Here is a 13313-nt window from a genome sequence, read left to right as displayed (position 1 = left end):
TGAGGGGGCGTAGCAGCTGCCGAGCCTGCGAGGCTGCTGCTACATGGGGTGCTGAGCGGTTGTTTTAGAAAGGACGCAGCGGCAGGAATTTGCCGTCCAGGGTAATCACGGCACGGGAGCCGCCTTCCGGGTCTTCGACTTTTTTCAGGTCAAGCTTGAAGTTGATCGCGCTGATGATGCCGTCGCCGAACTGCTCGTGAACCAGGGCTTTGAGCGTGGTGCCGTAGATCTGGATCATTTCGTAGAAACGGTAGATGGTCGGGTCGGTCGGAACACCCGACAGGCTGCCGCGCAGCGGGATGATTTGCAGGCGGGCCACGGTGTCGGCGTCCAGCTCGAGTTTTTCGCCGATCACTCTGGCGGCGGCTTCCGGCAGTGGATGCTGGCCGAGAAGGGCGGCGGTGACGTAGGCCAGACCCAGGCCGGTGCCGTCGGTCAGATCCTGCCAGGACAGATTCTTGCGCGCCTTGGCATCGAGGATCGAAGTGGTCAGGGTCAGACTTGGGTCCTGGTAAGCGTGGGACTGTTGCATGGTGTGACTCCTATCGGTTGTGGCTGGAAAGTGGAGCCATCTTCGGTTGATTGATCCATAGCGTCCAAGATCGATATACAATGCTTTGCATAAGCCTTGCCTATAGATGATGAGCCCCCATGCTGCTCCGACATTTGCGCTACCTGCTGGCGGTCGCCGACCACGGCGGCTTCACCCGCGCCGCCGAGGCGTTGCACGTCTCCCAACCGACACTGTCCCAGCAGATCCGGCAATTGGAGGAAACCCTGGGTGTCAGCCTGTTCGACCGCACCTCACGCACGGTCAGAGCGACCGACGCGGGGCAGGTCTATATCGAATGCGCCCGGCGGGTGCTGGTGGAACTGGAAGCGGGCAAACGCGCGCTGCATGACGTGAAGGACTTGTCTCGCGGCACCTTGCGACTGGCCATGACGCCCACCTTCATGGCGTATCTGGTGGGGCCGCTGGTGCGCGACTATGGAGCGAAATTTCCGAACATCCACCTGGATATTTTCGAGTTGTCGATGGATGACATCGAGGCGGGGCTGCTCGATGACTCGCTGGACATTGCCATTGCCTTTACCCCGGTGAGGAGCCCCGACATTGAGTGCCTGCCGGCGTTTGTCGAGACCTTGGGGCTGATGGTCGGGCACGGCCATCCATTGTATGAACGCCAGAATCCGCTGTCGCCAGAGGAGGTGGCGCAACTGCAGTTCGCGTTGCTGACCCCGGACTTCGTCACCCGGTCCTTGATCGACGAGTATTTTCGGCAGCAGAACAYCACGCCCAAGGTGGCGATCGAGGTGAATTCGGTGAGTACGTTGCTGGAGGTCATTCGCCACACGCCGATGGCCACCATCCTCCCGGAGCCCATCGCCACGGCGGAACGGGCATTGCGCCGGATTGAATTACAGGGCGAGGCACCCCGGCGCGCCGCGGCATTGCTACGCAGGAAGAACAACTATCACAGTGCCGCGTCTGTGGCGTTCGCGAACCTGGTGATGGCCGGCAGCACCAGCGTGTGAATCAATCATCCACCGACTGGCAGATGCCATTGCCGGCTTTCTTGCTGGTATAGGTCACGGCTACCGTGTCGTCATCCGCGATGCTGATCGAGATCGTCACATCCGGCCCCTTGGCCTCGAAAAGGCGATCATTGATCATTTTGGTCTGGGCTTCTTTGCTGTTGATCATCACCGGACCATCCTGGTCGGCGTGGACCATGATTTTCCCGGGACAGTCCACATCGAAGGCGGGAATGCCGGGGAGACTGTTCGCATGGGCTGCACTCGCCAATGCCAGTAGCATGAATGTCAGGGTTGTTTTCATCGCAGACCTCCAGCGGATAAACCGATGTCCAGCGCACTGTTAACCATAGCCCTGTTCTTTTGACCCGGTGCGAAGTTAGAGGTGCAAAAACAAGAAACAAAAAAAGGCCCCGCTCGATAAACGAGCGGGGCCTTCTTGTGTTCGGGAGAGATCAGTACAACCGATCAATCACCCGAACTTCATTCTGGTTCTGCAGCGAGGCCCACGCCTGTGTCAGCGTTTGCAGCACATTACCGATGAAGTCCTTGTCGGCCGCGGCTTTCTTGCCGACATAGCCCTGGCCGCGACGGTACATCTTCATGCGGGCCAGCAGGTTCTGGTTGTTCTTGTCGAACTCTTCTTCGTGGGCATGGGGCGACAGGCAGTCGATATGGACCTGGCCCGATTTGCTGATCCACAGAATATGGCTGTCATGGCTGTCTTTTTGCGCAGCGAACAAGCGAGCCAGTTCATCGATAGTAGGTTGATTGTTCAGATTCATTGTAAGCCCCTTGACCATTTGGTGATCTTTCAAAGTTGATTCGCTAATACAGGTAGCCCATCGGTTAGTTGATCCCTGGCACCGAAACCAGGACGTCAGCGGTCGACCGTCAATACGACGGGGTCGCGCATCTGTTGCATGTAGTCGTGTTGAATAACTGCTACGCAATAGCGTCACAACGAAGAGAAGCAGCGAAAACCTGGAGGCCACTGCCGACGTTTTCAGGGTCGGCCACAAGCTTCATGAGGATTGATCGCCAGCGTTTCTCGCCCTTGTACTGGACGTTCAGGCCAGGTCAGCTTCTTCAATCTGCCTTGTGGGCAGCGTGTATCCGGGAAAAACAGCTCGGCGGTCAGACGAACTTGCTCAAACGTGTTGCCTGTACTCCCGATCGGGGAGACGTCTGCATCATGCAAGGGCAAATCGGAGGCGTCAACGGTTTTGTAGTGATTATTTTTATTCACTACATATTGTCGGACAAAGTGGTTTTGGAATTAGAAAGTCAGCGTGGCCAGCGCTTGGAGTCTTTGGCAGCGCTTACCCCAGCCCCGGAGGCGTCGCCGAAGGCTGCGATCTTTCAAAGCGGTAAACGGTGCATGGATAACCGTCAATCGGCAGCTGATGCACGGTGAACGCTCCGCCCGTGAGATCGGGCATCACCCTGGCCCAGAACAGCCGCGCAGGCTGGTTGGCATCGATGTGGAAAATCTGCCATTGACCGGGGAAACGGCTCAAGAGGGCAGAGACGACAAACTTCGCGACACCTTGGCCACGAAAGCGTCGACTGACAAAAAAGTAGCCGATGTTGTACTCGGCGCCGACGATATGGGTTTCGTTATCCACGGTCACGAAGCCCGCCAGCTCGCCGTTGACCTTGATCAGAAACGGCCGGGTTGCCGGGTTGCGCCAGTAGTCCAGTCTGGGCTGGATGTTGAAGAAACCATTCTCCCCGAGCTTCAGCGGCAGCCATTCGCTGAAATCGTACATGTAGAACTGCATCAGGTTTTCGATGGTTTCCAGTTCGTCGCGCTGGGCGGCGTGCAGTTCTATCGAGGGCTGGCTCCTGATTGTCGCCATGGTCGTACCTTCCGTGTCTTAACTGACATTGAAGAACACTAGACCATTTCGATTCGCTGCCTTCAAACCTTGCCCGCCGGTTTCGCCGCGCGCTTGGTGCCAGTCGAAGGCTTGCGTTTGGCGGGTTTGCGTTTGTTTTTCCACGGTGTGGCGCCACGCCCGGCCGGGCTTGCCGGCCCGCTGATGGTCAGGTTCAGGCCGGCGCAGCGCGCCACTTGCTTGCTCATCCACGCGGCCTGTTTGGTGACGAATTCTTCCAGGCTCATTTCACCGCTCTGCACCATGTCCAGCGCCTGTTCCCAGATTGCCGTGGTGCCGGGGTCGGCAATCGCGCGCGGCACCGCATCGATCAGGCTGAAAGCCGCCGGCGTCGCGGCCAGGGCCTTGCCGTTCTTGATCAGATAACCGCGGTCGAGCAGGCCCTGGATGATCGAGGCGCGTGTGGCTTCGGTGCCGATGCCGGTGGTGTCCTTGAGCTTTTGCTTGAGCAGCGGATCTTCCACCAGTTTGGCAACATTCTTCATTGCCTTGATCAGATCGCCTTCGGTGAATGGCTTGGGCGGCTGGGTCCAGAGGTCCTTGAGTTTCACGTCAGCCACCGCGCAGTCACGCCCTTCGGCCAATGTCGGCAGTGTTTGCGGTGCCGGTGCTTCGCGGCCCTTGGCAGGCGCGAGGGCTTCGGGCAGGGCGCGTTTCCAGCCGGGCTCGACAATCTGCTTGCCCACGGCGCGCAAGGCTTCACCGGCACAGTCGAAGTCGGCCTGGGTGCGGTCGTATTCATGATTGGGCAGGAACTGCGCCAGGTAACGCGCACGAATCAGGGTGTAGACCGCCCGTTGTTTGCCCACCAGTCGGTCGAGATTCTTCGCCGCGGCGGTCGGAATGATGCCGTGGTGCGCGCTGACCTTGGCATCGTTCCAGGCCCGCGAGCGGCGTTGTGGCTCCAGATAATCGTGCAAGGCGTTCAGGGCCGGATCGGCTTGCCGGAGCGCCGCCAGAATACCCGGCGCTTCGCTGTGCTGACTCAGGGGCAGGTAGCCGCAGTCGCTGCGCGGGTAGGTGATGACTTTATGGGTTTCATACAGGGCCTGGGCGATATCGAGGGTTTCCTGGGCGCCGAGCCCGAGTTTTTTCGAGCAGACTTCCTGCAAAGTACCCAGGTCGAACGGCAGCGGCGCGACTTCGCGCATGCGCTCGGTACGTAGCTTGATCACCCGAGCGCTCGCCGCGTTGCCAATGGCCGCAGCCGCCTGCTGGGCCAGCGCCTGGTTCAGGCAGCGATCCTGATCGTCACAAGCATCGGACGCCGCGCGCCACTGGGCAGTGAACGCAGTGCCATCGTGCAGCAGTTGCACGTCGATGGCCCAGTAGGCCACCGGGACGAAATTGGCAATGCTGCGGTCGCGATCCACCACCAGGCGCAAAGTCGGCGTCTGCACCCGACCGACCGGCAACACGCCCTGATAGCCGGACTGACGCCCCAGCAGGGTGAACAGCCGACTCATGTTCATCCCGATCAACCAGTCGGCCCGGGAGCGCCCCAACGCCGAATGATAGAGGCTGAACGTCTCGGCCCCCGGCTTGAGCGCCGCCAGCGCCTTGCGGATCGACGCATCGTCCAGCGCCGACAACCACAGCCGCTGGATCGGCCCGCGATAACGGCAATGCTCCACCAGTTCCCGGGCGATCATCTCGCCCTCACGGTCGGCGTCGGTGGCAATCACCAGTTCACTGGCCTCGCCGAGCAGGCGTTTGACTGCCTTGTACTGGCTGGCCGTGCGCGGCTTGACGGTCATTTTCCATTTTTCGGGAATGATCGGCAGATCCGCCAGCACCCAACGCTTGTAACGCGCGTCGTAGGCATCTGGCGGCGCGGTTTCCAGCAGGTGGCCGATGCACCAGGTCACCGTGACGTCCGTTCCCAGCCAGCAGCCGTCGCCCCGACGCCTGGCGCCCAGCACGGCCGCGATGTCTTTGGCTTGGGAAGGTTTTTCACAGAGGTACAGCCGCATAACCACCATCGTCGATCAGTGTTCGAGAGGTGCACAGAATGGCGGGTGATGAGCGATGGAGCAATCTTTATCTGTATGGATGTACAGCTTGAGCTGTTGCCGTTGATGACAGCGGTCAATCCAGCGACTGAAGCACGCTCCGTTCGGCTGTGAAGTGCTTGCGATAGCGGAACATGGGGTATACCTGTTGGGGCGCGGAAACCGCACAACAGCAACAGAGGAACCTACTTCATGAAAGTCCCAGGTGCCGGTAGTCCCATCTCCATCGTCCCCCAACCCGGCTGCGTGGTGGTGAAGTTCCATGGCATTCAAGTGGCGTCGTCCACTCGGGCGCTGGTCATGCATGAGACCAATTATCCTCCGGTGTACTACATCCCGCGGGAGGATATCGCCGAACAGTATTTCGCCCGCACCGACCACACCAGCTATTGCCCGTACAAGGGCGATGCCAGCTACTACAGCCTGCAAATCCCCGGGCATGAAAGTGCCAATGCGGTGTGGAGTTATGAGCACCCCAAGGTGTCCGTCGAGCAAATTGGCGGGTATGTGGCGTTCTATCCTGACGAAGTGACGTTTGAGGTGCTCAAGACCTGATGTGCAGAAAGCATTTTGTAGCGAGGGGGCTTGCACCCTCGCCACAAACTAACCTCCCGTTAGCGCTCAGTTTTTATCGAGGTCCACGTTTTTCGTCTCCCGCAAACACATCATCCCCACCACCAGGCTCACCCCGGTAATCACCACCGGGTACCACAGCCCGTAGAAAATATCCCCGGTGTACACCACCAGGGCAAACGACACCGTCGGCAGGAACCCACCAAACCAGCCGTTGCCGATGTGATAGGGCAGGGACATCGAGGTGTAGCGAATGCGGGTCGGGAACAGTTCGACCATCAGCGCCGCCAGCGGGCCGTAGCACATGGCGGAGATGATGATCAGCGCGACGATCAGTACCACGATCATCGGTTTGTTGATCAGCTGGATATCGGCTTTTGACGGATACCCGGCCAGGGTCACTGCGCCGCGCAGGGCGGCTTCGTCAAAGCCGTCGAGCTTCACGTCACCGACGCTCACCTGCACACCGCTGCCAGCCGGGGCCGCTTCGCTGTTGTAGGGCAGGCCTTGTTTGACCAGGAAGGTTTTGACCTTGTCGCACGGGCTATCAAATTTCGCCTTGCCTACCGGGTCGAACTGGAAGGTGCAAGTGGCCGGGTCGGCCAGTACGGTGATCGGTGCCTGGCGGCTGGCCTGGTCGATGGCTGGGTTGGCGTAGTGGGCGATGGACTTGAAGATCGGAAAGTACAGTGCAGTCGCCAGCAGCAGGCCGATCATCAGCACCGGTTTGCGTCCGACCTTGTCCGACAGCCAGCCAAAAAAGATGAAGAACGGTGCGCCAATGATCACGCTGACAATCAGCAGACTGTTGGCCAGGGCCGGGTCCATTTTCAGGAATTGCGTGAGGAAGAACAGCACGTAGAACTGCGCGGCATAGAAGGTCACCGCTTGCCCGGCGTTGATGCTGAACAGGGCGATCAGCACCACTTTAAGGTTTTCCCATTTGCCGAAGGAGTCGCGCAGTGGCGACTTGCAGAGTTTGCCTTCCTCTTTCATTTTCACGAACGCAGGCGACTCGTGCAGGCTCAGGCGAATCCAGGTGGAAATGCCCAGCAGCACGATCGAAAACAGGAACGGGATGCGCCAGCCCCAGACTTCAAACTGGTCGCCGGTGAAGTAACGGCAGGCGAGCACCACCAGCAGCGACAGCAGCAAGCCGAGGGTAGCGGTGGATTGAATCCAGCTGGTGTGGAAGCCGCGCTTGCCGATCGGTGCGTGTTCGGCGACGTAAGTGGCAGCGCCGCCGTACTCACCACCCAGCGCCAGGCCCTGGAGCATGCGCAGCACCACGAGGATGATCGGCGCAGCGATGCCGATGCTCGCGTAGGTCGGCAGCAAACCGACGCAGAACGTCGCCAGGCCCATGAGGACGATGGTTGCGAGGAACGTGTATTTACGCCCGATCATGTCCCCCAACCGTCCGAACACCAACGCACCGAACGGGCGCACGATGAAGCCGGCGGCGAAGGCCATCAGCGCGAAGATGAACGCCGTGGTGTCGTTGACCCCGGCGAAGAACTGTTTGCTGATGACCGCCGCGAGGGCGCCGTAGAGGAAAAAGTCGTACCACTCGAACACCGTCCCCAGGGACGAGGCGAAGATGACTTTCTGGGTTTCCTGACTGGTGCCCGCGCTGCGGACGGCTTCCAGGGGCTGAACATGTTCTGACATATCGGTATCCCTCACAGTGATTGTTTTTGTTGTTCCACTGTCGACGCCAGCCTTGTGGGCGGGTGCCGCTATTCCTTTGCTCAAGAGACTGCGGTCAGTGCTTTTTCGTCAGGGGCAAAACTCCTTGCGGTTGTTTCGAGGATCAGTTGCGCAGCTTTCTCGGCGATCATCAGCGTCGGCGAGCAGGTGTTGCCCGAGGTGATGCGCGGCATGATCGAGGCGTCGGCGATGCGCAGGCCGGGGATGCCATGCACGCGGAGCTCAGCGTCGACTACCGCGTCCGCATCGTTGCCCATCCGGCAGGTGCCCACCGGGTGGAAAATGGTGGTGCCAATCCGGGCGGCGGCTTCGTGCAATTGTTCTTCGCTCTGCAAGCTGTCGCCGGGCAGGTATTCCACCGGTTTGAACGCTTGCAGGGCGGGGGCGCGAACGATGCGACGAGTCAGGCGGATCGCATCGGCTGCCACTCGCAAGTCTTCGGGATGGCTCAAGTAGTTGGGCTGAATCAGCGGCGCTTCCCGCGGGTCGGCGGAGCGAATGTCTATGCGGCCACGGCTTTGCGGACGCAGATCGCAGACCGACGCGGTGAAGGCGGGGAAGGCGTGCAGCGGTTCGCCAAAGCGCTCCAGCGACAGGGGTTGCACGTGGTATTCGAGGTTCGCCGAGGTCTGTTCCGGCCCCGAACGGGCGAAGGCGCCGAGTTGGCTTGGGGCCATGGACAATGGGCCGCTGCGGTCATACAGATAACGCAGGCCCATGCCCATCTTGCCCCACAGCGTGCCGGCGATCTGGTTCAGGGTGCGGGCGTTTTCCAGTTTGTAGATCAGCCGCAGTTGCAGGTGATCCTGCAGGTTGCCGCCCACGCCGGGCAGTTCGTGGGCAACGCCGATGCCGAGTTGTTGCAACAGCGGGCGAGGGCCGATGCCGGAACGCTGGAGGATGCCGGGTGAACCGACGGAGCCGGCACACAGGATGATTTCCTTGCGCGCCTTGAAGGTTTTCGCCTGATCTTGCCAACGGGCGCTGATCGCCGAGGCACGGCCGTTTTCCAGCAGCACGCGGTCGACTTCAACATCGGTCAGCACTGTGAGATTGGCACGGTGGCGGATCGGTTTGAGGAACGCCTTGGCCGCATTCCAGCGCACCCCGGCTTTCTGGTTGACCTGGAAATAGCCGCAGCCTTCGTTGTCGCCCTGGTTGAAGTCATCGATGCTGGCAATGCCGCTTTGTTCGGCAGCGGTGCGGAAGGCATCGAGAATCGGCCACGACAGGCGTTGCCGCTCGATCCGCCATTCGCCGGCGGCACCGTGAAATTCAGAATCGCCGGCAAAATGGTTTTCGCTCTGTTTGAACAGCGGCAGCACGTCTTGCCAGCCCCAGCCAGGATTACCCTCGGCCGCCCAGCCATCGTAGTCGCCAGCCTGGCCGCGCATGTAGATCATGCCGTTGATCGAGGAACAGCCGCCAAGCACCTTGCCGCGCGGGTAGCTCAGGGCACGGCCTTGCAGGCCCGGTTGCGACTCGGTCTTGAAACACCAGTCGGTGCGCGGGTTGCCGATGCAGAACAGGTAACCCACGGGGATGTGAATCCACGGGTAGTTGTCGCGGCCGCCGGCTTCGAGCAGCAACACCCGGTGTTGCGGGTTGGCCGACAGTCGATTGGCCAGCAAACACCCGGCCGGCCCGGCGCCGACCACGATGTAGTCGTATTCATCAAGGGAAGTCTGCATCCCTGACCTCGTATTGTTGTTCTTGTTGTCGGTCATCCTAGTTGTTAGCTTTCGTTAAAAGAATGTTAGTTTTTACGCAGCCGCTGTGCGTTTTTAAACAGTGTGGTTAACGGCATCGCCTCAAGGATGGTTCATGTTCGACTGGAATGACCTGCGGTTTTTTCTCGAATTGCAGCGCAGCGGCCGTTTGCTGACCGCCGCCCGCCGCTTGAACACCACCCACGCCACCGTGGCCCGGCACATCGAGGCCATCGAAAAAAGCCTCGGCACCGCGCTGTTCGTCCAGCATGCCCAAGGCTACGAATTGACCCCGGCCGGCGAAGCGCTGCTCAAGCATGCCGAGGCCATGGAAAACGTCGCGTTGCTGGCCCAGGAAGAAATCACCCAATCCACCGCGCCGCTGGGCAAGATCCGCGTCGGGGTGACGGAGGGGTTGGGCATCATGTTCCTCGCCAGCCGCATGAACGGCTTGTTCGAACGCTACCCGGGGCTGGAAGTGGAACTGGTGGCGGTGCCGCGCTTCGTCAGCATCCTCAACCGTGAAGCGGAGATCAGCATTCACCTGGAACGCCCGGCCGCCGACATGCTGGTCACCCGCAAACTCACCGACTATCGACTGGCGCTCTACGCCAGCCAGGCCTATCTGGACCGCTCGCCACCACTACGCAGCCGCGAAGACCTCGGCCGCCATGCGTGGATCGGCTACGTCGACGACTTGTTGTTCAGCCAGGAACTGATGTTCCTCAACAGCTTTTGCCGCAACCCCCAGGTGGTGTTTCACAGCACCAGCGTCATCGCCCAACAACAGGCCGCACGCTCGGGCCTGGGGATCGCCGTGCTACCGTGCTACATGGCCAGCGCCGATCCTGAACTGGTGTCGTTGCTGCCGGACGAAAGCATCCAGCGCAGCTATTGGATCAGTACGCGGCGCGAGCTGCACAAGTCGGTGCGGCTGCGGGTGTTGTGGGATTACGTGGTGGGGTTGTGTGAGCGTGAGCAGGAGTTGTTGCTGGGAAAGCCCGTTTAAACAAGAAAAATCGCGATCGTTTAAATGAAGCTTGCCGTTACCATCCAAAGGCTACAACGCCTTGCGCCACCCCCTACACGTAAGACAGAATCCGCCGGCTTGTGCGCCTTGGGCCCGCTCGGTAACTTGATTCCCGTCACTGCCCATCAGTGATCGGGTTTAGTCGCCCGGGGTTATAAGCAAGGTGCACAAGTTCTTGTCAGTCGGGCATTCCCATGCCTGCACTTGATGGTGGTTGTGCGCAGGGCGCCTTCGGGCGCGCCGGCTTTGCTAGCTTCCCCGGTCGACTAACCTGCGTACAGCTGCCTCCCTCTCGTTTAGTCGCAGGAGGGTGGCACCCAATCAGAGAAGCCAGCTTATGTTCAAGGTCACACCCAATCCGCCGGACGCCGATCCGGTCTCCCCGTACGAACCCGATTCAAAGAAGCTCAATGAGGCCGCCGAACGCGCTCTCGACTTCCACTTCCCGTCGAACGCCGACATCAAAGCCACCACGCGTAAACCCAGCAAATTGTTTGCCGTGGCCCCAGAGGCGACGGCCGAAACCCTGGCGGTTTTTCTGGTCGAAACACTGGCCTCAGTCGATGTGATGGTCCATCAGTTGGTGGATCATCTGGAGGGTGAGTCGCGCTACGCCCTGCTGGGCATTTCAAACAGCATCATGGTGGCGGAGATCACCGCGAACCGGGTGCTGGATAAGATTGATCTGCCCAAGTAGGCGCCGCTTGCGGTGGTGAGTGGGTAACTGACGCTGGGCTGTGCAGCGGTCCCTTTTTTGGGGCCGCTGCGCGGTCCAGCGGGAGCAAGCTCCCTCGCCACAGAGTGTTCAATGGTGCTGGTCAACAGGAATCGACAGCGTCGCCCGCAACCCGCCTTCCGGCGGATTGACCAGAGTAATCCGCCCACCCAGCCGCGTTGCGATGGTGTTGACGATGGCCAGCCCCAGGCCCGCGCCCCCGGTATTTCCACGGCTGTAGAAGCGTTCGAATAACCGTGCGCGATCCGCTTCGTCGATGCCCGGTCCCTGGTCCTGGACGCTCAAGTTGTAGAACCCGTCGTCCTGGCTCAGTTGCACGGTGATGACGCCATGCTCCGGTGAAAAATTCGCCGCGTTGGTGACCAGGTTGTTCAGGGCAATATCGATGGCGCCGGCATCGGCGAGGACTTTGAAAGGCCGGTCCTCGGCGTCGAAAGCCAGTTCCAGGTTTCTGCTCAGTAGCCAGGGTGTGAGCTGGGCCAAGCTGGCGCGCACGGTTTCACTCAAGTCGATGTTGTGCAGCACCGGCACCACGGCCTTGGGTTCGAGACGCGCCATGGTCAGCAATTGATTGACCAGACGGCTGGCGCGGTCGACCCCGGCAATCAGAAACGCCAGGGACTCACGACGTTCCTGTTCCGTGCCGGCCTCCAGCAGGTTTTGCGCGTGCACCCGCAACACGGCCAGCGGTGTACGCAATTCGTGGGCGGCGTCGGCGATGAAGCGCCGCTCACGACCCAGCACCTCTTGAATTTGCGCGAGCATCCGATTGAGCGCCGCTTGCATCGGTTCCAGTTCGCTGGGCAACGGGGTCAGTTGCAACGGCTCCAGAGAACCGCTGTGCCGTGCCCGCAACGTTGCCGCCATATCGGCCAGGGGTTTGAGCCCCCAGCCAATGGCCAGCCAGACCATGGCCGCCAGAATCAGGCTGCCCAGCACATTGGGCCACAGCGTGTGACGCACGATCCGGTCGACCAGGTCTGCACGCACATCGTCCCGTTCACCGACCCAGATGCGCAGGTCATTCTGCTTGTCTTCGAGCATGAACACCCGCCAATGACGGCTGCTCAAATCCACCACATCGCTGAAACCATGTGTCGTCGGCGGCACGGTGAAGGAGGGGGCGCTGGCGGTGTGCACCAGCACTTCGCCTTTGTTATTCCACACCTGAAAGGCAATTTTGCCTTCATAGGGGTGACCATCGACGCCCGGCACCGCTTCACTCAAGGCCTTGTTGAATGCCTGATACAGTTCGGCGTGTTCATGGCTGGCCAGCGGCATGCGCATCACACCCTGCAGCAGCCGGGCGTTCTGCGCCAGTTGGGCGTCGTAGACTTCGGCGATTTCGTGATTGCTGTCGTGCAGGTTGAACACGCTGAGGATTGCCAACCCCGTCAGCATCAGGCCGATGATCAGCGTCAGGGTGCGACGCCGGATCGAAGTCATCGACGTTCCTCCACCAGATAACCCACCCCACGAATGGTGCGGATCAGGTCGGTGGAGAACTTCTTGCGCAGGTGATGGATATGCACCTCCAGGGTGTTGCTTTCGGCTTCTTCGTTCCAGCCGTAAAGCAGTTGCATCAGGTGGTCGCGGGTCATGACCCGGCCCGGAGGCGAGAGCAATTCGTGGAGCAGTTGATATTCCTTGGGCGTCAGCGCCACCGGTTCGCCCTGATAGCTGACTTGCTGGGTGCCGGGGTTCAGGCTGATGCCGGCGTGTTCGATCAGCACTTGCGCGCGACCGGCACTGCGGCGCAACAAGGCCCGCAGGCGGGCCTTGAGCTCGGCCAGATCGAAGGGTTTGACCAGGTAATCGTCGGCGCCGGCATCCAGCCCGGCGATGCGGTCTTCAGTGGCATCCCGGGAGGTGAGGATCAGCACCGGCAGGTTCGAGCCGCTGTCACGCAAGCGACGCAACACTTCCAGACCGTCCATGCGCGGCAGGCCGAGGTCGAGCACCGCCACATCGAAGGTTTCGCTGAGCAGTGAATGCAAGGCGTTGCTGCCGTCCTGCAGCCAGTCGACGGTGTAACCCTCACGGCCCAGGGCCTGATGAATACCCTCGCCAAGGGCCACGTCATCCTCGATCAGTAATAAGCGCACA

13 protein-coding genes are annotated in these 13313 nt (G+C 60.5%); 4 read left to right on the top strand and 9 right to left on the bottom strand.

Going from position 1 to position 13313, the window contains the following annotated elements; all coding sequences use genetic code 11:
* Positions 1–64: 64 nt before the first annotated feature.
* Positions 65–532 (bottom strand): cyanase, encoded by a 468-nt coding sequence (gene cynS / locus AC1D2Q_RS00180; protein ID WP_477811805.1) that lies wholly within the window; start codon positions 530–532, stop codon positions 65–67.
* A gap of 119 nt (positions 533–651) precedes the next feature.
* Here cynS and cynR point away from each other — a divergent pair, with 119 nt between their 5' ends.
* Complete coding sequence (gene cynR / locus AC1D2Q_RS00175; RefSeq protein ID WP_477811804.1) at positions 652–1536, top strand: transcriptional regulator CynR; 885 nt, start codon at positions 652–654, stop codon at positions 1534–1536.
* Position 1537: 1 nt separating this feature from the next.
* On the opposite strand, the gene AC1D2Q_RS00170 is transcribed toward cynR, so the two are convergent.
* From AC1D2Q_RS00170 to AC1D2Q_RS00155, 4 genes are all read right to left on the bottom strand, one after another.
* The gene (locus AC1D2Q_RS00170) at positions 1538–1840 is read right to left on the bottom strand and encodes a hypothetical protein (protein ID WP_477811803.1); all 303 of its coding nucleotides are present in this window, start codon (positions 1838–1840) and stop codon (positions 1538–1540) included.
* Positions 1841–1991: 151 nt separating this feature from the next.
* The gene (locus AC1D2Q_RS00165) at positions 1992–2321 is read right to left on the bottom strand and encodes a hypothetical protein (RefSeq protein ID WP_018929754.1); all 330 of its coding nucleotides are present in this window, start codon (positions 2319–2321) and stop codon (positions 1992–1994) included.
* Between the two features lie 537 nt (positions 2322–2858).
* The gene (locus AC1D2Q_RS00160; RefSeq protein ID WP_477811802.1) at positions 2859–3398 is read right to left on the bottom strand and encodes a GNAT family N-acetyltransferase; all 540 of its coding nucleotides are present in this window, start codon (positions 3396–3398) and stop codon (positions 2859–2861) included.
* A 62-nt stretch (positions 3399–3460) separates the two neighbouring features.
* Entirely contained in the window at positions 3461–5410 is a 1950-nt protein-coding gene (locus AC1D2Q_RS00155) for a DNA topoisomerase III (protein WP_477811801.1), read from the bottom strand.
* 231 nt (positions 5411–5641) lie between these two features.
* Here AC1D2Q_RS00155 and AC1D2Q_RS00150 point away from each other — a divergent pair, with 231 nt between their 5' ends.
* A complete protein-coding gene (locus AC1D2Q_RS00150; protein ID WP_477811800.1) occupies positions 5642–6004 on the top strand; it encodes a DUF427 domain-containing protein in 363 nt (120 codons plus the stop codon).
* Positions 6005–6070: 66 nt separating this feature from the next.
* On the opposite strand, the gene AC1D2Q_RS00145 is transcribed toward AC1D2Q_RS00150, so the two are convergent.
* Positions 6071–7693: an MFS transporter gene (locus AC1D2Q_RS00145; RefSeq protein ID WP_477811799.1), complete on the bottom strand. Its 1623-nt coding sequence runs from the start codon at positions 7691–7693 to the stop codon at positions 6071–6073.
* Positions 7694–7773: 80 nt separating this feature from the next.
* Positions 7774–9423, bottom strand: a complete 1650-nt coding sequence (locus AC1D2Q_RS00140) for a GMC family oxidoreductase (RefSeq protein WP_477811798.1) — start codon at positions 9421–9423, stop codon at positions 7774–7776.
* Between the two features lie 133 nt (positions 9424–9556).
* Here AC1D2Q_RS00140 and AC1D2Q_RS00135 point away from each other — a divergent pair, with 133 nt between their 5' ends.
* Together AC1D2Q_RS00135 and AC1D2Q_RS00130 are read left to right on the top strand one after the other, a co-directional pair.
* A complete protein-coding gene (locus AC1D2Q_RS00135; RefSeq protein ID WP_477811797.1) occupies positions 9557–10450 on the top strand; it encodes a LysR family transcriptional regulator in 894 nt (297 codons plus the stop codon).
* A gap of 358 nt (positions 10451–10808) precedes the next feature.
* Complete coding sequence (locus AC1D2Q_RS00130) at positions 10809–11168, top strand: DUF6124 family protein (protein WP_477811796.1); 360 nt, start codon at positions 10809–10811, stop codon at positions 11166–11168.
* Positions 11169–11276: 108 nt separating this feature from the next.
* Here AC1D2Q_RS00130 and AC1D2Q_RS00125 read toward each other — a convergent pair whose 3' ends face one another.
* Positions 11277–12653 carry a sensor histidine kinase gene (locus tag AC1D2Q_RS00125; protein ID WP_477811795.1) on the bottom strand — a complete coding sequence of 459 codons (1377 nt, stop codon included), beginning with the start codon at positions 12651–12653 and terminating at the stop codon, positions 11277–11279.
* Positions 12650–13312 (bottom strand): response regulator, encoded by a 663-nt coding sequence (locus tag AC1D2Q_RS00120; RefSeq protein ID WP_477811794.1) that lies wholly within the window; start codon positions 13310–13312, stop codon positions 12650–12652. The genes AC1D2Q_RS00125 and AC1D2Q_RS00120 overlap by 4 nt, the downstream gene beginning before the upstream one ends.
* Position 13313: the final 1 nt, after the last annotated feature.

The organism is Pseudomonas sp. P1_A1, assembly GCF_056406935.1.
Note: the sequence above shows the minus strand (reverse complement) of the source record. Positions and strands in the feature narration are given on the sequence as shown.

Coding starts and splice junctions, on each gene's coding strand:
- cynS (WP_477811805.1), bottom strand. CDS start 532: ATGCAACAGTCCCACGCTTACCAGGACCCAAGTCTGACCCTGACCACT.
- AC1D2Q_RS00170 (WP_477811803.1), bottom strand. CDS start 1,840: ATGAAAACAACCCTGACATTCATGCTACTGGCATTGGCGAGTGCAGCC.
- AC1D2Q_RS00165 (WP_018929754.1), bottom strand. CDS start 2,321: ATGAATCTGAACAATCAACCTACTATCGATGAACTGGCTCGCTTGTTC.
- AC1D2Q_RS00160 (WP_477811802.1), bottom strand. CDS start 3,398: ATGGCGACAATCAGGAGCCAGCCCTCGATAGAACTGCACGCCGCCCAG.
- AC1D2Q_RS00155 (WP_477811801.1), bottom strand. CDS start 5,410: ATGCGGCTGTACCTCTGTGAAAAACCTTCCCAAGCCAAAGACATCGCG.
- AC1D2Q_RS00150 (WP_477811800.1), top strand. CDS start 5,642: ATGAAAGTCCCAGGTGCCGGTAGTCCCATCTCCATCGTCCCCCAACCC.
- AC1D2Q_RS00145 (WP_477811799.1), bottom strand. CDS start 7,693: ATGTCAGAACATGTTCAGCCCCTGGAAGCCGTCCGCAGCGCGGGCACC.
- AC1D2Q_RS00140 (WP_477811798.1), bottom strand. CDS start 9,423: ATGCAGACTTCCCTTGATGAATACGACTACATCGTGGTCGGCGCCGGG.
- AC1D2Q_RS00135 (WP_477811797.1), top strand. CDS start 9,557: ATGTTCGACTGGAATGACCTGCGGTTTTTTCTCGAATTGCAGCGCAGC.
- AC1D2Q_RS00130 (WP_477811796.1), top strand. CDS start 10,809: ATGTTCAAGGTCACACCCAATCCGCCGGACGCCGATCCGGTCTCCCCG.
- AC1D2Q_RS00125 (WP_477811795.1), bottom strand. CDS start 12,653: ATGACTTCGATCCGGCGTCGCACCCTGACGCTGATCATCGGCCTGATG.